This is a genomic window from Bradyrhizobium sp. 17 (assembly GCF_023073515.1).
In the GTDB taxonomy this organism is placed as follows: Bacteria; Pseudomonadota; Alphaproteobacteria; order Rhizobiales; family Xanthobacteraceae; genus Bradyrhizobium; species Bradyrhizobium canariense_D.
In genome coordinates this window covers 147,743-170,095 of sequence record NZ_JADPJQ010000106.1, presented here as the reverse complement: position 1 = coordinate 170,095, position 22,353 = coordinate 147,743, and the positions used below count along the sequence as shown (strand labels likewise).

At 64.5% G+C, this 22,353-nt stretch carries 18 protein-coding genes; 8 read left to right on the top strand and 10 right to left on the bottom strand.

Annotated elements, in window-relative coordinates:
* Positions 1-28: 28 nt before the first annotated feature.
* Together IVB13_RS21650 and IVB13_RS21645 are read right to left on the bottom strand one after the other, a co-directional pair.
* Positions 29-1,831 (bottom strand): tetratricopeptide repeat protein, encoded by a 1,803-nt coding sequence (locus IVB13_RS21650; RefSeq protein WP_026232840.1) that lies wholly within the window; start codon positions 1,829-1,831, stop codon positions 29-31.
* Positions 1,832-2,162: 331 nt separating this feature from the next.
* The gene (locus tag IVB13_RS21645; protein WP_018454907.1) at positions 2,163-3,824 is read right to left on the bottom strand and encodes an electron transfer flavoprotein-ubiquinone oxidoreductase; all 1,662 of its coding nucleotides are present in this window, start codon (positions 3,822-3,824) and stop codon (positions 2,163-2,165) included.
* Between the two features lie 135 nt (positions 3,825-3,959).
* Here IVB13_RS21645 and IVB13_RS21640 point away from each other — a divergent pair, with 135 nt between their 5' ends.
* A complete protein-coding gene (locus IVB13_RS21640; RefSeq protein ID WP_018454908.1) occupies positions 3,960-4,769 on the top strand; it encodes a uracil-DNA glycosylase in 810 nt (269 codons plus the stop codon).
* Positions 4,770-4,893: 124 nt separating this feature from the next.
* Here IVB13_RS21640 and IVB13_RS21635 read toward each other — a convergent pair whose 3' ends face one another.
* The 4 genes from IVB13_RS21635 to IVB13_RS21620 form a co-directional block, all read right to left on the bottom strand.
* Positions 4,894-6,402, bottom strand: a complete 1,509-nt coding sequence (locus IVB13_RS21635; RefSeq protein WP_018454909.1) for a glycosyltransferase family 39 protein — start codon at positions 6,400-6,402, stop codon at positions 4,894-4,896.
* A 98-nt stretch (positions 6,403-6,500) separates the two neighbouring features.
* Complete coding sequence (locus IVB13_RS21630; RefSeq protein ID WP_204513850.1) at positions 6,501-7,358, bottom strand: ribonuclease HII; 858 nt, start codon at positions 7,356-7,358, stop codon at positions 6,501-6,503.
* Positions 7,359-7,435: 77 nt separating this feature from the next.
* Complete coding sequence (locus IVB13_RS21625; protein ID WP_018454911.1) at positions 7,436-7,891, bottom strand: VOC family protein; 456 nt, start codon at positions 7,889-7,891, stop codon at positions 7,436-7,438.
* A 23-nt stretch (positions 7,892-7,914) separates the two neighbouring features.
* Positions 7,915-9,078 (bottom strand): PA0069 family radical SAM protein, encoded by a 1,164-nt coding sequence (locus IVB13_RS21620; RefSeq protein ID WP_018454912.1) that lies wholly within the window; start codon positions 9,076-9,078, stop codon positions 7,915-7,917.
* A gap of 211 nt (positions 9,079-9,289) precedes the next feature.
* On the opposite strand from IVB13_RS21620, the gene IVB13_RS21615 reads away from it, so the two are divergent.
* The 4 genes from IVB13_RS21615 to IVB13_RS21600 all read left to right on the top strand — a co-directional run bounded on the left by IVB13_RS21615 (position 9,290) and on the right by IVB13_RS21600 (position 14,801).
* Positions 9,290-11,704 carry a phosphoketolase family protein gene (locus tag IVB13_RS21615; RefSeq protein ID WP_247490451.1) on the top strand — a complete coding sequence of 805 codons (2,415 nt, stop codon included), beginning with the start codon at positions 9,290-9,292 and terminating at the stop codon, positions 11,702-11,704.
* 8 nt (positions 11,705-11,712) lie between these two features.
* On the top strand, positions 11,713-12,897 hold the full coding sequence (locus tag IVB13_RS21610; RefSeq protein ID WP_018454914.1) for an acetate/propionate family kinase: 1,185 nt from the start codon (positions 11,713-11,715) through the stop codon (positions 12,895-12,897).
* 338 nt (positions 12,898-13,235) lie between these two features.
* Positions 13,236-13,811, top strand: coding sequence for a glycosyl transferase (locus IVB13_RS21605; RefSeq protein ID WP_204513849.1), 576 nt, complete (start codon positions 13,236-13,238; stop codon positions 13,809-13,811).
* A 63-nt stretch (positions 13,812-13,874) separates the two neighbouring features.
* Positions 13,875-14,801 carry a helix-turn-helix domain-containing GNAT family N-acetyltransferase gene (locus IVB13_RS21600; protein WP_085352622.1) on the top strand — a complete coding sequence of 309 codons (927 nt, stop codon included), beginning with the start codon at positions 13,875-13,877 and terminating at the stop codon, positions 14,799-14,801.
* A 244-nt stretch (positions 14,802-15,045) separates the two neighbouring features.
* On the opposite strand, the gene moaB is transcribed toward IVB13_RS21600, so the two are convergent.
* Entirely contained in the window at positions 15,046-15,609 is a 564-nt protein-coding gene (gene moaB / locus IVB13_RS21595; RefSeq protein WP_018454917.1) for a molybdenum cofactor biosynthesis protein B, read from the bottom strand.
* A 134-nt stretch (positions 15,610-15,743) separates the two neighbouring features.
* The gene (locus IVB13_RS21590; protein WP_085352623.1) at positions 15,744-16,679 is read right to left on the bottom strand and encodes a neutral zinc metallopeptidase; all 936 of its coding nucleotides are present in this window, start codon (positions 16,677-16,679) and stop codon (positions 15,744-15,746) included.
* A 400-nt stretch (positions 16,680-17,079) separates the two neighbouring features.
* On the opposite strand from IVB13_RS21590, the gene IVB13_RS21585 reads away from it, so the two are divergent.
* The 3 genes from IVB13_RS21585 (at position 17,080) to IVB13_RS21575 (ending at position 19,477) form a co-directional block, all read left to right on the top strand.
* Positions 17,080-18,210 (top strand): site-specific DNA-methyltransferase, encoded by a 1,131-nt coding sequence (locus IVB13_RS21585; RefSeq protein WP_085352624.1) that lies wholly within the window; start codon positions 17,080-17,082, stop codon positions 18,208-18,210.
* A 121-nt stretch (positions 18,211-18,331) separates the two neighbouring features.
* Positions 18,332-18,658: a hypothetical protein gene (locus tag IVB13_RS21580; RefSeq protein ID WP_018454920.1), complete on the top strand. Its 327-nt coding sequence runs from the start codon at positions 18,332-18,334 to the stop codon at positions 18,656-18,658.
* 132 nt (positions 18,659-18,790) lie between these two features.
* The gene (locus IVB13_RS21575; protein ID WP_085352625.1) at positions 18,791-19,477 is read left to right on the top strand and encodes a glutathione S-transferase family protein; all 687 of its coding nucleotides are present in this window, start codon (positions 18,791-18,793) and stop codon (positions 19,475-19,477) included.
* A gap of 59 nt (positions 19,478-19,536) precedes the next feature.
* Here the strand turns inward: IVB13_RS21575 and IVB13_RS21570 are convergent, their stop codons facing one another.
* Together IVB13_RS21570 and IVB13_RS21565 are read right to left on the bottom strand one after the other, a co-directional pair.
* Complete coding sequence (locus tag IVB13_RS21570; protein WP_247490369.1) at positions 19,537-21,546, bottom strand: methyl-accepting chemotaxis protein; 2,010 nt, start codon at positions 21,544-21,546, stop codon at positions 19,537-19,539.
* A 340-nt stretch (positions 21,547-21,886) separates the two neighbouring features.
* Entirely contained in the window at positions 21,887-22,330 is a 444-nt protein-coding gene (locus IVB13_RS21565; protein WP_018454923.1) for a nuclear transport factor 2 family protein, read from the bottom strand.
* Positions 22,331-22,353: the final 23 nt, after the last annotated feature.

Genomic DNA, 22,353 nt, shown 5'->3' with positions numbered 1-22,353 from the left:
TGACGACACGCCCCCAACTTCAACTCACTCAGCCGCCCTTGCCGTCGTCCTTCTTCTTCTCCTTCTCCGCCTGCGCAGCCGAGGAGTTCGAATTGTCGTCGGTCATACCGTTTGCAATCTTGGCCTCGATCTTCGGAAGCTCATCCGCTTCGGGCTTGAGATCGCGGGCGTGGGCCCACTGGAACTTGGCTTCCAGCGTGCGGCCGACGCGCCAATAGGCGTCGCCAAGGTGATCGTTGATAGTGGGATCCTCGGGCTTGAGATCAATGGCGCGCTCGAGGTTCTTCACCGCGTCCTCGTAATTGCCGATGCGGTAATAGGCCCAGCCAAGGGAGTCGACGATGTAGCCGTCATCCGGGCGCTGCTCGACTGCCCGCTTGATCATCTTCATGCCTTCGTCGAGATTGATGCCCTGGTCAATCCAGGAATAGCCGAGATAGTTGAGGACGTGCGGCTGGTCGGGTTGCAGCTCGAGCGCCTTCTTCATGTCGGCTTCGGCCTTGCCCCACTGCTTGGAGCGCTCCTCGCAGATGCCGCGATAATAATACCAGACGCTGTTGGCCTTATCGTTGCCGGCCGGCAGCACGTCGACGCCTTGCGAATAGGTCGCGCCGCATTCGCCGAACTTCTTGCGGCCGCGCTCGATGTTGCCGAGCGCCATGATGGCTTCGAGATCCTTGGGATCCTCAGTGGTGACGCCCTTGAGGATCTTGATCGCCTCGTCGGTGCGGTCGGCGGAATCCAGATCGATGGCGAGCTGGATTTGGGCGTTGCGCTTGAGTGGAGAGGACGACGGCACCCGCTCGTAGACCTTGATCGCCATCTGCGGCCGCTTCACCGATTCATAGAGATCGGCGAGCGAGAGCAGCGCCAGGGGATGGGTGGGCTGCAGGTAGAGCGAGAGCTGGAGGTAGACCAGCGCCAGATCCTCGCCGCCGCGGCGGGTCAGTGTGGCGCCGATGCCGTAGAGTGCTTCTGCGGCGCCGGCTTGCGCGCTATCGACCAGCGGCGGCATCTTCTTGCCGGCCTTGGTGTCGCGCAACCCTTCCACGATCAGCGGATGGCGGGCGAGCTTCTTGTCGAAAGCCTGGTAGACCGTGGTCGCGGCGGCCGAGTCCTTGTTGCGAGATAGCCAGCGCGCATAGGCCTCGGTGACACGCAACATGGAATCGTCGAGCTTGTAGGCACGCTCGAACCGGGTGCCAGCGTCTTTCTCCTTGCCGGCGAGTTCGAGGATCATGCCGGCATGGAGATCCTTGAACAGCGGATACCATTCAGGACCGGCCAGCTTGTCGATGGTGGCGACGCCGCCCTTGGCATCCCCCGCACCATAGGCGGCCCAGCCCGACAGCAGCGTGGCGACGAGATCGGTGATCGGACCGCGGATCGACTGGTTGATGTTGGTCTGCGCGGTCGCGTACTTCTTGAACTTGAGATCGTGCACGCCAACGACGAGCCGTGCAACGCGGTTGGTCTTGTCGATGGTCAGGATGCGCTCGGCGAGCTTGACAGCCTCGTCGATGTCACCGTCGGCGACCGAGGAGATGAAGGCGCGGTCGAGCAGCTCGTTGTTCTTGGGGTCGGTGCGCAGGGCCGAGCGATAGAATGCAGCGGCGGAGGCCGCGTCGCGCTCGACGCTGGCGTGGCGGGCGGCGAGATAGCTGCCGGAGGTGGTCAGCGCCTTCAGATCGTTTCGGGTCGGAAACTGCGCCGCCGTGTCGGACGGATGGTCCGGCGTCTGCGCCCGGACCGCGCCGGGGACCGTCGCCATCGCTGAGCCCATGAGGGCAATGGCGGCAACAGTCCAACGGTTGAAACGATTTGAAAGCATCGGGGCTCGCCTTGAGTTGGTAGTGCCTGGGTTTGCAGAAGGCCGTATCGCAAGCGAACGCGGCCGGTGGCATGGGGACCCGGAACCGTCAGGCCGACAATGCCGCTTTTGGCGCTTCACCGCAAGGATTCGGGCCGGGCGATCCCCTCCGCACGGCACAAACCGGCCAAGTGACCCGTCAAGAGCGCCCCAAGACGCCGCCAGTATGGCCTTATCGTGACCACGGGGACCGCGGCCGGGTTCTCACGCGAACGTGCGTCACAGGGCGAAGATCACGCAACTCTGGTCACATTGGCCTCGGTCACATGGATCGTGACTTGCTGACCCCAGCCTACATGGCCTCGTAGTTCGGACCGCCGCCGCCCTCCGGGGGAACCCAGGTGATGTTGCCGTTGGGGTCCTTCACGTCGCAGGTTTTGCAGTGAACGCAGTTCTGGGCATTGATCTGGAAGCGCGGGCCCGAACCTTCCTCGATCCACTCATAGACGCCGGCCGGGCAATAGCGATTCGAGGGACCGGCAAACACGTCGTGCTCGGAGGTCTTCTGGAGGTTCATGTCCGTGACCTTGAGATGGACCGGCTGGTCCTCCTCATGATTGGTATTGGACAGGAACACCGACGAGAGCTTGTCGAAGGAAATCTTGCCGTCCGGCTTCGGGTAGGTTCTCGGCGCGTGGGTCTTGGCCGGATCGAGCGTCGCGCGATCGGGCTTCGCGTGCGACTGGGTGCCAAATAGCGAGCCGCCGAACAGCGTGTTGCACCACATGTCGAAGATGCCGAGCCCGGCGCCGATGAAGGTGCCGAACTTCGACAACAACGGCTTGGCATTGCGGACAGGATAGAGGTCCTTACCGACGACGGAATCGCGCCAACCGTTCTCGTATTCGACCAGCTCATCATTGGCGCGGCCCGCAGCGAGAGCCACGTTAACATGTTCGGCCGCGAGCATGCCGGTGCCCATGGCATTGTGCACGCCCTTGATCCGGGGCACGTTGACGAAGCCGGCCGCGCAGCCGATTAGCGCACCGCCCGGGAAGCTCAGCCGCGGCACCGACTGGTACCCGCCTTCGGTGATGGCGCGCGCGCCGTAAGCCAGCCGCTTGCCGCCTTCAAGCGTCGCGCGGACGGCCGGATGGTTCTTGACGCGCTGGAATTCGTCGAATGGCGACAAATAGGGGTCGTTGTAGTTGAGATGAACGACGAAACCGATCGACACCAGGTTCTCGTCATAATGGTAGAAGAACAGGCCGCCGCCGGTGTTGTTGTTCAAGGGCCAGCCAACCGCGTGCTGCACGAGGCCCTTCTGATGCTTGGCCGGATCGATCTGCCAGACTTCCTTGAGCCCGATGCCAAATTTCGGCGGCTCACTTTTGGTGTCGAGCGCGTATTTCGAGATCAGCTGCTTGGTCAGGCTGCCGCGCGCACCTTCGGCGAACAGCGTGTACTTGCCGAGCAATTCCATGCCACGGGTAAAGGAGTCCTTCGGCTTGCCGTCCCGGCCGATCCCCATGTCGCCGGTGGCGATGCCGCGCACCGCGCCATTGTCGTCATAGAGCACTTCGGCCGCGGCAAAACCGGGATAGATCTCGACGCCTAGCGCTTCCGCTTTGCGCGCCAGCCAGCGGCAGACATTGCCGAGCGAGCCGATATAGCAGTGATGATTGTCCATCAGCGGCGGCATGATGAAGTTCGGCAGCTTGATCGCGCTGGTCTCGGTGAACCAGAAGAAGCGGTCGTCCTTGACCTGCGTCTTGAGCGGACAATCGGAATCCTCGCGCCAGTCCGGGATCAGCTTGTCGAGCCCGGCCGGATCGATCACGGCGCCGGAGAGAATATGCGCACCGACCTCGGAGCCCTTCTCCACCACCACGACATTGAGATCGGCATTGATCTGCTTCAGCCGGATCGCCGCAGCCAGGCCCGAGGGACCGGCGCCGACGATGACGACGTCGAATTCCATGGATTCGCGCGGGGGAAGTTCTTCGGTGCTCATCTGATCTCAGCCCTTGAGACGGTCCTTGGTCGATTGCGCCCTCTTGTTTCCGATTTTTCCGGGTAGGACAACCTCGGAAATGCGTTTCGCCGGGGTGCAAGGCGCCCCAAACTGGACTAATAGTCAGACTTTCCGATGATCCCAGAACCCGCACCCACGGTCCGAGAGCTGCTCGCCTTCTATCTGGAGGCCGGAGTCGATTGCACGCTCGCGGAGGAACCGATCGACCGCCTGGCGGAATTGGATGTTCCACCTCCGGCCCCGCGCGCGCCACCTCCAGTCGAGGCCCCACGGCCGGTCGCCGCGCCCGCGGTGATGCGCGGCGAGGCGGCACCTGCGCCCGACATCGCGATCGCCTCGGCGCGCGAGGCCGCACGCACCGCGCCAAGCTTGGAGGCGCTGCGCGAGCTGATGCAGAGCTTTGACGGCTGCGCGCTGAAGCACACGGCGACACGTTTGGTTTTCGCCGACGGCAATCCGCAGGCACGCATCATGTTCGTCGGCGAGGCACCGGGCCGCGACGAGGACATCGAGGGGCTGCCCTTCGTCGGGCGCAGCGGCAAGCTGCTCGATTTGATGATAGGAGCCATAGGCCTCAACCGCACCACGGCCTACATCGCCAACGTGATTCCCTGGCGGCCGCCCGGCAACCGCACGCCGACGCCGCAGGAGACGCAAATCTGCCTGCCGTTCATCCAGCGCCAGATCGAGCTGGTGAATCCGGAGGTGCTGGTGACACTCGGCAATCCCTCGACGCAGACGCTGCTGTCGACCCGCGAAGGCATCATGCGTACCCGCGGCCGCTGGTTCGACTACGAGACGGGCGGGCGCACCATTCGCGCGCTGCCGACCTTCCATCCCGCCTATCTGTTGCGCTCGCCGTCGTACAAGCGGCTGGCCTGGCAGGATCTGCGCGCGATCGCGAAGGTGCTGGCGGAGGCGTGAGGGGCCGTACAGCCTTTCGCCGTCATTGCGGGCGCAGCGAAGCAATCCAGAATCTTTCCGCGGAGGGGCTGTGGATTGCTTCGTCGCAAGGGCTCCTCGCAATGACCACCGAAAGAGCGAGCAACTAAGTCCCCTTCGGCCGCACGATGGCCCAGCCGATGCGCAGGAGTTGCTGGCGTCCGGTCACCAGCCATTCGAAGGCGCGCGGGACTTCCGGCACGATGCCGGGAAAGCGCGCGAGGATGTCCGGCGGCGGCGTGCCGGCGGTATCGGAAGCGCGCCAGACCACGACGCCGCCGGTCTCGCTGAATTTGGCTTGATTGATCCAGGGTGTACGCGCGGGCTCGGCATCGATGAAGAGATGCGGCCGGCCGGAATGCAGCGTGATCAAGCTCGCAAGCTGGGTCTCGCCGGCGACCGCGCGCAGGCGATGATTGGTGCGGCGGGCAAAGCTCTCGTCGAAGAAGTCCGAAATCGCGCGGGCCGGCATCGAGGTCGCGATCTCGTTGGCACCGGTCCACGGCAGCAGCAGGACGGCGAGCACGACGCCGATTGCGGGCGCCACGACGGCAGCCGCCCAGACCATCCGCAGCATCCTCGCGCGGCGCATCGCGATGAGATCGCCGGCCCCCACGACCACGGCAAGCCCCGACAACACCAGCACGACGCCGGCGCCGCCGACGACGGCGTCGAGGCCCAGCAGGCCGGAGATCAGCACCGCGCCGAGCGCCGGCGCCAGCGCGAAGAAATAGACGAAATTACGTGCGAGCGGCTCGACCGGCGGGCGGTAGATGATCGGCGCCTCCTCGCTCTTGGGCACGAACAGGCCGGTGTTGAGGACGGTCAGCGCCGGGATCGCCGCCGCACCGAGCAGGAGCCCCCCGAGCAGCCAGGCCGCGTGCAGCGCACGGGCATTGAGCTGGGCGACCTCAGGCAGGGCCGGCAGGACGAGCGCCTCGGCGCGCGTCAGCCAGACGGCATAGGGCAATGCCAGCACGGCGACGACCACCAGCGCAAACAGCGGGTCGAAGGCACGCAACGTGCGGCGGCCGTCCGCGGTTGCGAGCGCGAAGACGACGATCAGCAGCAGCAGGAAGATCGCAGCCGGCGTCGTCAACAGCAAGAGGCCGGCCTCGATCGACCAGGCAAACCAGGCGTTGCCGCGGCGCTGTCCGATGATCTGCCAGGAATGCAGCAGCAGCAGCGCCCAGAGCGGTCGCGCCAGCACCAGAGGGCCGAAGTCGAGTGTGGGCGAGGAGAAGGCCAGCAGCGTCATGGTCAGCAGCACGGCCAGCACTGCCTGCTGGGGGCCGACCACCGCGCGGGACAGATGATAGAGCGTGATCAACGTCGCGATCCCGCAGAGCTCGGCCAGCACGTAGACACCGAACAGGTGGCCGCCGGCAGCGCGATAGGCGATGTCGGCGAGCCAGACCGGCAAGGGCGGCCCGAGATCGGTGCCGACCTGGTATTCGCGGCCGAAGGCCAGCAGGGTCGCGAGACTGCCGGGCGGGCTGCGATAAAACACCAGCGCCACGAACAGCCACATCGCGGCCTGGAGCAGCACGGCGATCCAGACGATCAGCCGCGGCCGCGCGCGAATGAGCTCGATGACCAGGGAGGTAAACCGCATGCAACGTCCGAAAGATGCAGCCAACCCGTGAAGCCGGCCCTATTCGCTCACGACTGTTTTGATAAAGGGCGTGACGCGTCGTGGCAACTGAGTCTCGTCTAGAGATTTGCCGACGCGTCGACTTCCAGGCTCGCGTCCACCTGCAGCTCGATCTCGGTCACCGCAAACAGATCCTGCGCCGGCTCGACCGTCCAGGGCATGTGCTTGGCGCGTGCGGCGGCGACGGGGGCGAAGAAGCTGCGGTGGTGGACGGTGGGACCGAGGCGGTTGAGCGCGTCGAGGTGCTCGGGCACGGCGTAGCCCTTATGCTGCTCGAAACCGTAGCCGGGACAGTCCTGCGCCAACGCGCACATCAGGCGGTCCCGCGTTACCTTGGCGATGATCGAGGCCGCTGCGATCGACAGGACGATGCCGTCGCCGCCGATCACGGCCTCGCAATCGCATTCCGTGTCGAGCCGGTCGCGGCCGTCGACGAAGACGTGCCGCGGCTGCTGGGGCAGCGCCACCACGGCGCGCTTCAGCGCCCACAGCGAGGCGCGCAGGATGTTGTCGCGGTCGATGCGGGAGCGCGAGGCGACGGCCACCGAGACCTGGGCGGTCGCGCAGATCTTGCCGAACAGCCTTTCGCGCTCCTCGGCCGTCAGGCGCTTGGAATCGTCGATGCCGCGCGGGATGCGGTCGGGATCGAGAATCACCGCCGCCGCCACCACCGGACCGGCCAGTGGCCCGCGGCCCGCCTCATCGCAGCCCGCTACCGGCCAAACGCCGCGCTTGATCAGCGCGCGCTCACGGCGGAAGCTTGGGGCAACGATGATGGCGCTCTTTGTGCCGGCCAGCGCCTTGGCGATTTTTTTGGGCGCAGCTTTCTTGTTCTCAGGCGCAGCCTTCTCGCTCTTAGGCGCAGCCTTTTTGGGCGCGCCTTTGGCCGGCTTCTTTGCGGATTGATCCCGAATCATGGCCGGGATCGTGCGCAAGCGGCATGGCCTGCGCAATCGGGAACCTCGAACAATTCCCGTTATTCAAGCCAGCCGCCCTATTCCGCCAGATGCACCCGCCGGTCCTCGCCGACGTCGATGCCGGGCGCGACCACGACCTCCCAGGGATGGCCGTCAGGATCGGCGAAATAGCCGGAATAGCCGCCGTAGTCGGTCTCATGTGCTGCCTTCAGCAACGCGGCTCCCTTGCTGACGGCGAAGACCAGCACCGCATCCACCTCCTCACGCGCGCGGCAATTCCAGGCGAGCGTCATGCCGCGGAACGTCGATGGCCTCGGATGATCAGGCAATTTGGCGTCGACCGCGAGTTGATCCCAGGGAAACAACGCGAGCACCGGACCGCCGGTGTCATAGAACGCAACGGTCTCGCCGGTTACCTTGAGCCGGCGCGAGAAACCGAGCGCGTCGTAAAAGGCAATGCTGGCGCGGATGTCGTTCACGCCCAGCGTGATGACGGTCAGCCGCGGGATAGGAGCTGGCGGTTCCTTACTCATAGACGCCTCTCTCACTTCGTCCCTCAGAACAGGCTGAGCTGATCGCCGTTCCGCTTCGGCTTGGCAAAATGATCCGTCGTCAGCTTGGCGCGCCGTTTGTTCAGCCCGAGCCTGTCGCAAGCGATCTCGAAGCGGCGGCCGATGGTCCAGGCCATCGGGCCGGTGCCCTTCATGCGCTCGCCCCATTTCGCATCGTAGTCACGGCCGCCGCGCATGTCGCGGATCAGCGTGAAGACGTGGCGATACCGGTCCGGATAGTTCGCCATCAGCCATTCCCGAAAGAGATCGCGCACCTCGAGCGGCAACCGCAGCAACACGTAGGAGGCCTCCTTGACGCCGGCATGGGCGGCGGCATCCAGGATGCGCTCGATCTCGGAATCGTTCAGCGCGGGGATCACGGGCGCGACCATGACGGTGGTCGGAATGCCAGCCTCGGAAAGCTGCTTCAGTGCCTCCAGCCGCTTCGGCGGCGTGGACGCCCGCGGCTCCATGGTGCGCGCTAGTTTCGGATCGAGCGAGGTCACGGAGATCCCGACCTTGGCGAGGTTGCGTTTGGCCATTCGCGCGAGAATGTCGATGTCGCGCACGACCAGCGCCGACTTGGTGACGATCCCGACGGGATGGCCGGCGCGCTCCAGCACCTCCAGAATGCCGCGCATGATTTTGCGCTCGCGCTCGATCGGCTGATAGGGATCGGTGTTGGTGCCGATCGCGATCATCCGCGGCTCGTAGCCCGGCGCCGCAAGCTCCTTCTCGAGCAACGCCGGCGCCTCGGGCTTCACGAACAGCTTCGACTCAAAGTCGAGCCCCGGCGACAGGCCAAGATAGGCATGCGTCGGCCGCGCGAAGCAATAGACGCAGCCGTGCTCGCAACCGCGGTAGGGATTGATCGAACGATCGAAGCCGATGTCGGGAGATTCGTTGCGGGTGATCACCTTGCGCGAGGTGTCGATCCCGACCGTGGTCTTGAACGGGGGCAGTTCTTCAAGGCTCTGCCAGCCATCGTCGAATGCGACGCGCGCCTCGGCCTCAAACCGGCCGCTGGCGTTGGACTGCGCGCCCCGGCCTCGCCTGCGCTGGCGGTCGATGGCGACCGCCAGCTCAGGGAAGTCAGAAGGCGCACCCGCCGGCTCGGAGGGCGCCGTGACCGGCGGGTGCTTGAGAGCATGAGAGGATGCTGGACTCATGAAGCCAAGATAGCATGTCAAAGGAACAAATCAAGAACACAAACAAAAAACGTGAAAACAACCCCATGCACAGTCGAGCTGCCCAAATTTCGGGCGGGGGTTTTTGACTTCACGCAACACCAGCGTGACCACGATTCCGTTTGATCACGGGAGGGATCGATCGTCGCGGAACATGGTTGATGACGATCGTTGGGTGAAGGTCGGCAAGAACATGACAAATCAACAACAATTGGCCGCAGCGAGCAGCAACCTCGATCTGCTCGACCGCTATTGGCGCGCCGCGAACTATCTCTCCGTTGGGCAAATCTATCTCCTCGACAATCCGCTGCTGCGCGAGCCCTTACGGCCCGAGCACATCAAGCCGCGTTTGCTCGGCCATTGGGGCACGACGCCCGGTTTGAACTTCATTTATGCCCATCTCAACCGCGTCATCCGCGCGCTGGACCTGAACGTGATCTATGTCTGCGGTCCCGGGCACGGCGGCCCCGGCATGGTCGCCAACACCTATCTCGAAGGCAGCTACAGCGAGCTCTATCCCGATATCGCGCGCGATACCGAGGGGTTGCGCAAGCTGTTCAGGCAATTCTCCTTCCCCGGCGGCATCCCGAGTCACGCGGCGCCGGAAACGCCGGGCTCGATCCACGAAGGCGGTGAGCTCGGTTACGCGCTGGTGCATGCCTATGGCGCGGCCTTCGACAATCCCGACCTGATCGTCGCCTGTGTCGTCGGTGACGGCGAGGCCGAGACCGGCCCGCTCGCCGCGTCCTGGCACTCCAACAAATTCCTCAATCCTGCGCATGACGGCGCGGTGCTGCCGATCCTGCATCTCAACGGTTACAAGATTGCCAATCCGACCGTGCTCGGCCGGATGCGCGACGACGAGATCCGCGATCTCTTCCGCGGGCTCGGCCACGAGCCGCTGTTCGTCGAGGGCGACGATCCCAAATTGATGCACCGGGCCATGGCAGACGCGCTCGACGTCGCGCTCGTCAGCATCCGGTCGATCCAGCAGCACGCCCGCGACGGCCGCAAGAGCGTCGAACGTCCGCGCTGGCCGATGATCGTGCTGCGCAGCCCGAAGGGCTGGACCGGCCCCAAGGAAGTCGACGGCAAGAAGGTGGAGGGCTTTTGGCGGGCGCATCAGGTGCCCGTCGCGAACTGTCGCGAGAACCCGGCGCATCTGAAGATTCTCGAAGACTGGATGCGCAGCTACGAGCCGGAAAAGCTGTTCGACGCGAACGGCGCGCTCATTGCCGAGCTCCAGGCGCTCGCGCCCGAAGGCAATCGCCGCATGGGCGCCAATCCGCACGCCAATGGCGGCCTTCTGAAGAAGGAGCTGAAGCTGCCGGACTTCCGCAGTTTCGCCGTCGAAGTAGCGCAGCCGGGCGGCGTCGTGGCGGAGGCAACCCGCGAGCTCGGGAAATTCCTGCGCGACGTCATCCGCCTCAACACCGAGGCCCGCAACTTCCGCATCATGGGCCCGGACGAGACTGCGTCGAACCGGCTCGATGCGGTGTTCGAGGCCACCGAACGCGTCTGGATGGAGCCGACAAAACCTTACGACGTGCATCTCGCCCAGGACGGACGCGTGATGGAAGTCCTGAGCGAGCATCTCTGCCAGGGCTGGTTAGAGGGTTACCTGCTCACGGGCCGGCACGGCTTCTTCTCCTGCTACGAGGCGTTCATCCACATCGTGGATTCCATGTTCAACCAGCACGCCAAATGGCTGAAGGTGACCCGGCATCTGCCGTGGCGGCGACCGATCGCCTCGCTCAACTATCTGCTCACCTCGCATGTCTGGCGTCAGGACCACAACGGCTTCAGCCATCAGGATCCCGGTTTCGTCGATCTCGTCGCCAACAAGAAGGCCGACATCGTCCGCATCTACTTCCCGCCGGATGCCAACACGCTGCTGTGGATCGCCGATCACTGCCTGCGCACCTATGACCGCATCAACGTCATCGTCGCCGGCAAGCAGCCGGCGCCGCAATGGCTGTCGATGCAGGAGGCAGCCACGCATTGCGCCGCCGGCATCGGCATCTGGAGCTGGGCCGGCACGGAAGATGCGAATGGCGAGCCCGGTGTCGTGATGGCCTGCGCCGGCGACGTGCCGACACTGGAAACGCTCGCTGCCGTCGACCTGCTGCGCAAGGCGCTGCCCGAGCTGAAGATCCGCGTCGTCAACGTCGTCGACCTCATGACGCTGCAACCCAGGGAGCAGCACCCGCACGGCTTGTCCGACCGCGACTTCGACGGCCTGTTCACGCGCGACAAGCCGGTGATCTTCGCCTATCACGGCTATCCTTATCTGATCCACCGGTTGACCTATAACCGCACCAACCACGCCGGCATGCACGTCCGCGGCTTTGCCGAGGAAGGCACCACGACGACGCCGTTCGACATGGTCGTGCTCAACGAGCTCGACCGCTATCACCTCGCGATCGAGGCGATCGAGCGCGTGCCGGGGCTCGCGACCAGGGCGGCGCAGGTGAAGCAGCAATTCCGCGACAAGCTGATCGAGCATTCGCGCTATGTGCGCGAACACGGCGAGGACATGCCGGAAATCCAGGAATGGGTCTGGCAGAACAGCGCCGGCGGCAACACGCCGGCAGAGGCAGGCGACTGAGGAGAGCCATGTCGAACACGGTTCTCGTTCTCAACTCGGGATCGTCGAGCATCAAATTCGGCCTGTTCGATATCTCGGCGGCCGAGCCCGCCCTGCTCTGCAAGGGCCTGCTTGACGAGCACGAGACGAAGCCGCGGCTCGTCGTGAAGAGTCCCGCGGGCGAAGACCTGTTCGAGAAACGGAGGGAAGCATCGGATGCGGCCAGCGATCATCTGTTCGCCGACGTGCTCGGCTTCATCGAGGATCGTTTCGGCGACCATCGCTTGCGCGCCGTCGGCCATCGCGTCGTCCATGGCGGTCCGGACTATTCCGCTCCGGTCGAGCTGACGGAGGATGTCACCGCAAAGCTGCAAGCGCTGACGCCGCTGGCGCCCCTGCACCAGCCGCGCTGCCTGGCTCCGGTCCGCACTATCACGGCGATCAGGCCCGACCTGACGCAGATCGCCTGCTTCGATACCGCTTTCCACCACGGCATTGCGCCGCCCGCCAGCCGCTTCGCCATTCCGCGACGTTATGAAGAGCGCGGCATCCGGCGCTACGGATTTCATGGCCTCTCGTTCGAATATGTCGCGGGACGGCTCGCCCGAATCGCGCCGCAGCTCGTGGCGAAGCGCACTGTGATCGCGCATCTCGGCAACGGCGCGAGCCTGTGCGGCTTGCGCGACGGCCGCAGCATCGACACCACGATGGGACTGACGCCGCTCGACGGGCTGGTGATGGGCACGCGCTGCGGCAGGCTCGACCCGGGCGTGCTGCTCTATCTGCAACAGCACGAGAAGATGTCGGTCGAAGATGTCCAGCACCTGCTCTACCACGAATCGGGCCTGCTCGGCGTCTCCGGCATCGCGTCGGATATGCGCATGCTGCTTGCGAGCCGCGAAGCTGCGGCGCGGGAGGCGGTCGAGCTCTTCACCTTCCGCGCCGCGCAGGAGGTGGCGGCGATGGCGACAACGCTTGCAGGGCTAGACTGCCTGGTCTTCACCGGCGGCATCGGCGAGCATGCCAGCGAAATCCGCAGCGCGATCGGTGAGCGTCTCGACTGGCTCGGCGTGCGCATCGATGCCGCTGCGAATGATGCGGCGCGCGAGCGCATCAACGATGGCGATAGCGCAGTCGATGTCTTCGTCATTCCAACGAATGAGGAACTGATGATCGCACGACATTGTGCGGCGGTGCTGCGAACAGCGAGTTGACCGGCGTTCATTCGAAGCCCTCGTCAGCAGCGTGGTTGCACGTTTTCCCGTCCTCGCGCTCGTCCGCTATCGCATCCTCCTCTTGCATGATTGCGAACGGCCGGCGCGCCGCGCAATATTGCGGCTCACCTCCGGATTAATACGGACAGGACAGGCTGGGGCGACACATTCGGCAATATCGCCGCCCCGTACGGGACATATTTGGATGCGAGGGCTGCAGCGGTTTACCATCGTCTGCCGAGGCGCGGCCGGAAAGTTGCACTCGGCAGCGCCATGTTTTATGACGCCCTCATAATGAGCTACGCTTCTCCCGAAGTGTGGACAGTGAAGCTTCCATCATGCTGAGCGTCATCATTCCGACCGAAGGCGTCGAGCAGACGGCCGTCGCAACTCTGGCCGCGCTGGTACCCGGTGCCGCCGCAGGCGTCATCCGGGAAGTGCTCCTGGTCGACGGCACCCGCAATGGCGTCATCGAGCGCGTTGCCGACGTCGCGGGCTGCCGTTTCATCGGCTTCGAAGGATCCACTCAAGGCGCCGCGCTCGCCGCCGGCGCACTCCAGGCCCGTTCGTCCTGGCTGATGTTCCTGCCCGCGGGCGCCGTGCTGGAAACCGGCTGGATCGAGGAAACCACCCAGTTCATCCAGTCCGTCTCGACCAGCGGCCGGGATCGTGCGGCCGTCTTCCGCTATGCGCGCTCGCCCTACGCCGATGCCGGCTTCCGCCACATCCTCCGGGCCCTGATGCGCAAGCTCGTCGGTCCCTTCGGCGATCAGGGACTTTTGATCGCGCGTGATCACTACGACCGCATTGGCGGCTACCCGCCCCAAGCCCGCCACTCCGAGGCACGGCTGCTCCGGCGGCTCGGCCGCTCGTCGCGGATCATGCTGCGCAGCCGGATCGTCATGGTCGGCTGAGGCACCTCGATACTTGCCAAGGTCAAATAATTATTTGACAATGGCAAACATCGGAGGTGACCCATGTCGTTCAATCCTACCGACGACCACATCGCAGCGGTCCGCGCCTTCAACCGCTTCTACACCCGCAAGCTTGGCGTGCTCGACCAGCACCTTGGCAAGAGCCCGTTCTCGCTCAGCGAGGCCCGCGTGCTCTACGAGCTCGCGCAACGGGACGACCTTGCCGCCAAGGAGATCGGCAACGAGCTTGGCCTCGACCCCGGCTATCTCAGCCGGATCGTGCAAAGCTTCGACGAAAAGGGCCTGATCACCCGCAGGGCCCTGCCCGCGGATCGCAGGCAATACCAGCTCAGCCTCACCGCCAAGGGGCGCCAGGCCTTTGCCAAGCTGAACCTGGGCTCGCAAAATGAGGTCGCCGCAATGCTGGCTCAGCTTTCGACCAGCGATGCAACGCGGCTCACGCAGGCTATGGCGACCATCGAGGCCGTGCTGGAGCATCGAAGCCACCCCGCGGCTTTCATGCTGCGCAGCCATCGCGTCGGCGACATGGGCTGGGTCATCTCCCGGCAGGCCGCCGCCTATGCGGCCGACTACAACTGGGATATCAGCTACGAGGCCCTGGTCGCCGAGATCTGCGCACAGTTCATCAAGAACTATGACGCCGCCCGCGAGCACTGCTGGATTGCGGAAGTGGGCGGAGAGCCGGTCGGCTCTATCTTTCTGGTCAAGGCCACGGACCAGATCGCCAAGCTGCGCCTGTTGCAGGTGGAAAAGAAAGCGCGGGGACTCGGTGTCGGCCGCGCGCTGGTCGACCAATGCATCCAGGGTGCGCGCGAGAGGGGCTACAGCAAGATGACGCTGTGGACGCAAAGCATCCTGGTCGCCGCGCGTGGCATCTATCAAAGCGCAGGCTTCAAGCTCGTGAAGAGCGAGCCGCATCACAGCTTCGGGCAGGATCTGATTGGGGAAACGTGGGAGCGGGATCTGTAGAACTCTCGCAACGAGCGAGAGGCGCATGTATGCGCCCTCGCCCCTTGTGGGAGAGGGCAGCGATGCTGCCAGACGCACACTCACTAGGGCGAGGGGTATGTCTCCGAGCACTCCGTGCCGATAGATACCCAAGCTTCGCTTCGGCATTCTTTAAGGACGGGCGGCCGAAGGCGGCCTATGCCACCTTTCCCGCATCCGCCTTCGCTAAAGCTTCGGCCGACATGAGCGGAGAAGAAATGTCCAACTACACCGTCGCGCCCTGGGCCTTCGGCCGGCGCAGGTGCTCGTCCAGCCGCGGCATGATCTCGACGAAATTGCAGGGGCGCGTGCGGTAGTCGAGCTGGGCTTTGAGGATGCCGTCCCAGCCGTCGCGGCAGGCACCGGGCGAACCTGGGAGGCAGAAGATGTAGGTTGCGCCCGCGACGCCGGCCGTGGCGCGGCTCTGGATCGTCGACGTTCCGATCTTGGCGTGGCTCAGCATGTGGAATGAGATCGAGAAACCGTCCATGCGCTTCTCGAACAAGGGCTCGATCGCCTCCGGCGTGACGTCGCGCCCGGTGAAACCGGTGCCGCCGGTGGTGATGACGACGTCGACACCTGCGTCCGCAATCCAGCGGCGGATGACGGTGCGGATCGCCTCGACGTCATCGGTGACGATCTCGCGCGCGGCGAGATGATGGCCGGCAGCGGTGAGACGGTCGGCCAGGGTCTGGCCGGATTTATCATCCGCCAGCGCGCGCGTGTCCGACACGGTGAGCACCGCGATGTTGAGCGGGACGAACTGTTTTGTTTCGTCGATGGAGGTCATTGCAACGCACCTTCTTCACAGACCACAGACGTCATCCTGAGGTGCGCGCTCTTGCGCCCTCGAAGGATGGGCCACGGGCTCGCCATCCTTCGAGGCTCGCCAATTGGCGAGCACCTCAGGATGACGGATAACCCCTACTGTCCGCCCCCAAACGTGTTGCAGGCCTGGACGGTGCCCTGCTGGTAGCCGGTCATGAACCATTGTTTGCGTTGCGCCGCCGAGCCGTGGGTGAAGGAATCGGGCACGACGCGGCCTGTGGACTGGCGCTGCAGCGTGTCGTCGCCGATCGCGCTCGCCGTGGTGAGTGCGGCGTCGATGTCGCCCGGCTCCAGGAAGTTCGGCCGCTTCTTCGCCTCGCGATTGACCCAGACACCGGACAGGCAGTCGGCCTGCAATTCGACCTTCACCTGCAGCGCATTGGCCTCCGCCTTGCTGCCGGCCTGCTGCTGCAGCCGCGTCACGCGCGGAATGATGCCGAGCAGGTTCTGGATGTGATGGCCGGCCTCATGGGCGATGATGTAGGCGGTGGTGAAGTTACAGGCCGACTTGCCGGAGCAGCCGCGAAAACGCGTCTCGACCTCTCGGAAGAAACCGGTGTCGAGGAAGATGGTCCTGTCGGGCGGACAATAGAACGGTCCCATCGCCGACTCCGCCCGGCCGCAGCGCCCGCCATTGGTGACGTTGCGGAACAGCACGACCTTTGGACCGGTAAAGGACTGGCCGGAGGCCTGGAAGATCTCGCTCCAGCGATCGTCGATCTCGCCGAGGATGCCGGAGATCATGCTGCCCATCTCGTCGGTCGGCGCGCCGCGCTTGGCGTTGGACGACGATTGGCGATCGGTCTGGTAGGACGGCGCCTGGCCGCCGCCGGTGAGTATCTCGGCGCCGCCGATCAGGATGCGCGGATCGATGCCGAAGGCGTAGCCGACCAGGCCGAGCACGATGATGGTACCGATCCCAAGCCCGCCGCCGCCCATGGGGAGGCCGAACCCGCCTCCTCCACCGCCGCCGCCACCATCGTCGCGACGATCCTCGATGTCGTCGCTGCGGCGGAAATCATCGTAGCGCATGGCGGCTTCCCTCGGTCCTAGCTCAATTCGGCGCGAAAGCGCGAAAGCTCAACGCGCCACATACGTTTCCGTTGCGTTAATCAATATCCCGCTCGGCAATTATTGCCTAGTGCGACAGCATGGCAATGCCAGCAATTTTTTCCGGGCATCGAGCAATTTTTTCCGAGAGGAATTTTGAGTCTTTTTGCGCTCCGATCACAGCCGCAACGCGAAGAAACGCGAAATACACTGCAAAACATGGAGAATGCGCGGAGCGAGCCGCGTGCAAGGCGCGATGTGAGGGCTGTTCACGAAAGCCACGGGTTAAGTCGATTTTTACTTTGCCGCTTCAATGTAACGGTCAGTCGGTTGTTTGGTCCCGCGTCGCCGACAGCGTCGCCTGAGTCAGAGTTCTTGAGTCATGGTAGAGTCGCGTCGCGGGGCGTCTGCAAGGGCGCCCCGCACAAATTTTGAGTCTCCTTCGCACAGCATCGTCCTCGGCGATTGCGTCGCCGAGATGTCGAAGCTTCAGGCTGGTTCGGTCGACCTGGTGTTCGCCGATCCACCCTACAATCTCCAGCTTAAGGGCGATCTCAAGCGCCCCGACGAATCTCATGTCGATGCGGTCGACGACGACTGGGACAAGTTCGATTCGTTCTCCGCCTATGACGATTTCACCCGCGCCTGGCTGCTCGCCGCCCGCCGCGCGATGAAGCCGTCGGCGACGATCTGGGTGATCGGCTCCTATCACAACATCTTCCGCGTCGGCGCGATCATGCAGGACCTCGGCTTCTGGCTGCTGAACGACATCGTCTGGCGCAAGACCAACCCGATGCCGAATTTCCGCGGCCGCCGCTTCACCAATGCGCACGAGACCATGATCTGGGCCGCGCGGGACGAGAAGGCCAAGGGCTACACGTTCAACTACGAGGCGCTGAAGGCCGCCAACGAGGACGTGCAGGCACGGTCCGACTGGCTGATCCCGCTTTGCACCGGCGAGGAGCGCCTCAAGGGCGCCGACGGCAAGAAAGTGCACCCGACGCAGAAACCGGAAGGCCTGCTGGCGCGCGTGCTGCTGTCGTCCTCCAAACCCGGCGATCTCGTGATCGATCCCTTCAATGGCACCGGCACCACCGGCGCGGTCGCAAAGCGCCTCGGCCGCTCCTATATCGGCTTCGAGCGCGACAAGACCTATGCGAAAGCGGCCGAAGCGCGCATCGCCGCGATCGAGCCGCTTCCGGAGGCAAGCCTCGCCCCGTTCATGACGGCGCGCGAAGCGCCGCGTGTGGCGTTCTCCGAGCTGATCGAGCGTGGCATGATCATGCCCGGCACCAAGCTGTTCGACGCGAAGAAGAAACTCGGCGCGCTGGTGCGTGCCGACGGCGCCATCATGTTCGGCGACAAGGTCGGCTCCATCCACCGCATGGGCGCAGTGGCGCAGGGCGCGCAAGCCTGCAACGGCTGGACCTTCTGGCACATCGAGACCAAGAAGGGTCTTAAGCTGATCGACGAGCTGCGCGCCGAGATCCGCGCCGGCATGGCGGCGGGGTAGCCTTCCTTTCGTCGTCCCGGAGCGCGCCTCCTGGCGCGGCCCCGGAATGACGAGACTGGTTGAATACAGCGGCCGGCGGGACTAGATTGACCGCCTACGCCCCGTCTTGACCGGTCGAGCCATGCGACGACAGTCCGAGACATTGCTGCTGGTGCCGCTGCTGCCGATCTTTCTGGTCGGCATGTTTCCGATGTTCCTGATCGCGCTGCTGGGATTTTTCGGCCTCGCCTTGTTCGGCGTGCTCGTGGTCTGTGTCGGGCTCGCCAGCAGCAACGAGGCCCACGACAGCTTCAATCACGACGTCATCGTTCACGGCTACGCGCGCGGATCGGAGCGCGCGGCGCGGGCCTCCGACATGCATATCGCTACCCGGCTCGGGTTGCGCCTGGAGGTCGTGGGCGCGGCCATGGTCATTACGGCGGCGATCGGCCTTTGTTACGCCGGCTGATCTGCGTGACGCGCAGACGCCGCCCGGCAAACTCGCCGGTTGCCCTCCCCGATAAGGTTCAGGCAAGACAAGGCAGCTTGCGGACATGTTGCTGACTCCACTCTCAGCAAACAAACACAGGGGAGATGCCCGATGCTCAAATTCTATTTCAACGGTTCGCCGAACCCGACCAAGGTCGCGCTTTATCTCGAAGAGGCCGGCCTGCCCTTCGAGCCGGTGAAGATCGACACCCGCACGGGCGAGCAGTTCACGCCGGACTACCTGAAGATCAATCCGAACGGCAAGGTGCCGGCGATCGACGACAACGGCACCATCGTGTTCGATTCCAACGCCATCCTGCTGTATCTCGCCGAGAAGACCGGCAAATTCCTGCCGGCCGCCAATGTTCGCGGCGAGATGCTGTCATGGCTGATGTTCGTCGCCACCGGCGTCGGGCCGTATTCGGGCCAGGCCGTGCACTTCAAGCATTTTGCGCCGAAAGACCAGAACCACGACTACGCGCATAACCGCTATCAGTTCGAGACCGATCGCCATTACAAGATTCTCGACGGCCACCTCAAAGGCCGCCGCTATATGGTCGGCGACAGCTATTCGATCGTCGACATGGCGCTGTGGGGGTGGGCGCGGATGGTGCCGTTCAAGCTCGGCGACGATGCCTTCGCGCGATACCCGAACGTGAAGCGGCTGGTGGACGAGATCTCGGCGCGGCCTGCGGCGACGCGCGCGATCGCGCTGAAGGACAAGTTCACCTTCAAGGCGGAAATGGACGACGAGGCGCGCAGCAACATGTTCAAGCACATGACGACGAAAGTCGCCTGATCGTCTCAGGTCACAATGCGAGGCCACGCGCATGCGCGTGGCCTTTTGCTTCTTGAGGCTCAGGCGGCGTGGACCGAGCTCAGGAAGTTGGCGACTTCCTGCTTCAAGCGATTGCTGTCGGCCGACAGCGAGCGTGCCGCCGAGAGCACCTGCGAAGACGCCGAGCCGGTCTCGGACGCCCCGCGCTGCACGTCGCCGATGTTGGACGACACGAGTTGCGTGCCTTGGGCCGCCTGCTGGACGTTGCGGGAGATCTCCTGCGTCGCCGCACCCTGCTCCTCCACGGCGGCGGCGACCGTCGACGAGATATCCGACAGCCGCTCGATGGTGCCGCTGATTTCCCTGATCGAGCCGACCGACTCCTCCGTCGCAGTCTGGATGCCCGAGACCTGCTGAGCGATCTCACCGGTGGCCCTCGCGGTCTGCTCGGCGAGCGCCTTGACCTCCGAGGCGACTACGGCGAAGCCGCGGCCGGCTTCACCCGCGCGCGCCGCCTCGATGGTGGCGTTCAGCGCCAGGAGGTTGGTCTGGCCGGCGATGGTGCTGATCAGCTCGACCACGTCGCCGATGCGGGCTGCAGCCTTGGAGAGCTCGCTGACGCGCGCGTTGGTCTTGCTCACCTGACCGACGGCTTCGCCCGCTATGCGCGCCGATTCCTGCACCTGGCGCGCGATCTCCGTCACCGAGGAGGACAACTCCTCGGTCGCGGAGGCGACCGCCTGCACATTGGCCGAGGCTTCCTGGGAGGCGGATTGCACTTCGGTGGAGAGATCCTGAGCGCGCCTCGCGGTCGCGGTCAGGGTGCCGGCCGAGCCCTCGAGCTCGTGCGATGCCGAGGATACGGTATCGACGATCTCGCCCACCGCCTGCTCGAACTGGCTGGCGAGCCGGGCCATGTCGGCCTTGCGGCTCTCGGCCTGCCGGGCCTCGGTTGCGGTCTGCTCATGGCGCAGCCGTTCGGTCTCGATCATGTTTGTCTTGAAGACGTCGATCGCCTTGGCCATGTCGCCGATCTCGTCGACCTTGCCGCGCGAGGGGATCTCGACGGCGAGATTGCCGCCGGCAAGCAGCCCCATTGCACGCGTCATCGAGGTCAGCGGCCCCACGATGCTGCGGGCGGTCAGGAAGGCGACGATCAGTCCGAACAGGACGGCGAGGCCGCCCGCGATCCCCTGCAGCGAGGTCGTGCCGTCGATCACAGCATCGGCCGCGGTGCGCGAATCCTTGTAATCGGTCTTCAAGGCGGTTTCCGTGACCTTGAGCTTGGCGATGCTCGCGGAGATGAGCGGTGCGAGATCCTTGTGGTAGATCTCGTCGGACCGCAGCATCGCGGCAGAGGTCGTCTCAAACGCGGATTTATAGATACCAAGGGCGGTCTTCACAGGCGTCAGAGACGAGCGAAGGTCCGCCGCCTGCGGGCTCCTTTCGACGGCCGCCAGCCGCTGCACCGCCCTGTCGACATTGGTTCTGAAGGCGGTGGGCCCGTTGGCGTCGCGCAGAGCGAGGAAGCGCCAGTTCGCGATTCGAACCAGCAGGACCCGGGACTCGAGGTCCGCGACGAGCGACACCGTGTCGTCGTCGGCGGCGGCACGGGCCACATCGACCAGCTTGGCCATCTTGACGGTCAGCTCTTCGCCACTCGGCAACAGCGTCGCCTTGCCGGTCCGCGCCTCGTTGACGGCGTCGCCGAGACTGTCGCGCAGGCTTTTCATTTTGGCGATGTCGGCGATCAGATCGTCGTAGAGCTTCCGCCGCTCCTCCGAGAGGGTGCCCTTTGCTCCCAGCTGCAACAGCCCGGTCGCCGCGGCCTCTCGCTCGGCAGCCTCCCGCATCGCAGGCTCGTTGGCGTCGTAAATGTAGCGCAGATTGGCCCGCTGGATGGCCTGAAGATGGGTCGATATCTCCAGGACGCGCGCCGTGCTGTCCGACAACGCGGAGAGTTTTGCGACCTGATCCTGGACGGATCGCAAATTCCAGATGGCGACCACCGCCATCACAAGACCAACCGCCACCAAGGCCATGAAACCTGCGTACAGGCGTCCCCTGATCCGCAAACGAAAACTCGGCATTCCCACTGTCCACCCAGATGCATGTCAATTCGAGCGGCCGGCCTAATCCGGCGATCGTCACCGGCCACTCTGGCAGCCGCGCGTCGCGTTGTTCGCGACCCACGCTGCACCGCGACACAATGGGGGACACTCGTTAATTGAACCTTCAAATTTTTCGCGCGCGCATCCGTCGGATGGTACAACATCTGCTGATTTTATCGGCAGGTGAGCAAGGTTTTAGCGAGAAGCCCGCAGCGGCATGCAGGCCGCTGCAGCTGGTCCGGCCTGCGCCAGACCAACACGCCCCTCGCCGACCGCGGCGGACGGCACCGGTCGACGGAGGCGACGCTGCTCGATCCGCTCAGCTCGCGGCCCTCACGGCCGTTTGTGGAAACGGACCAAGGGCCTTCTCGGTCAGCACCGAGTCGCAATATTCCCGGATCTCCTTGATCTTGCCGTCCTCGAGACGAAACACGAGACAATAGTCGTTGTCGTAGCGCACGCCTTCTGGCGTGACATTGTCGCCCTTTGCTTCGATGACGACGATATCGCCGTCGGCGATGAAGCGATGAGCGACCGTCCGCGTCCGGTCGACAAGGCGGGTCCGCACATAGCCGTGCAGATCGTTGAGGATCGCCTGTTTGCCCGAAAAGGTGCGCGACCAGGAATACTGGCCGGTCACGATCCATTTGGCGTCGTCGGCAAGACTTTCGGTGAACAAGCCACGGTCGCGCGCAGCCGGATCGGGGCTGGCGGCGGCTGCAAAGATATCCTGCATCAGTTTCTTGTTGGCGCTCGCGCTCATGGCGGCATCTCCTTTGGTGAGAA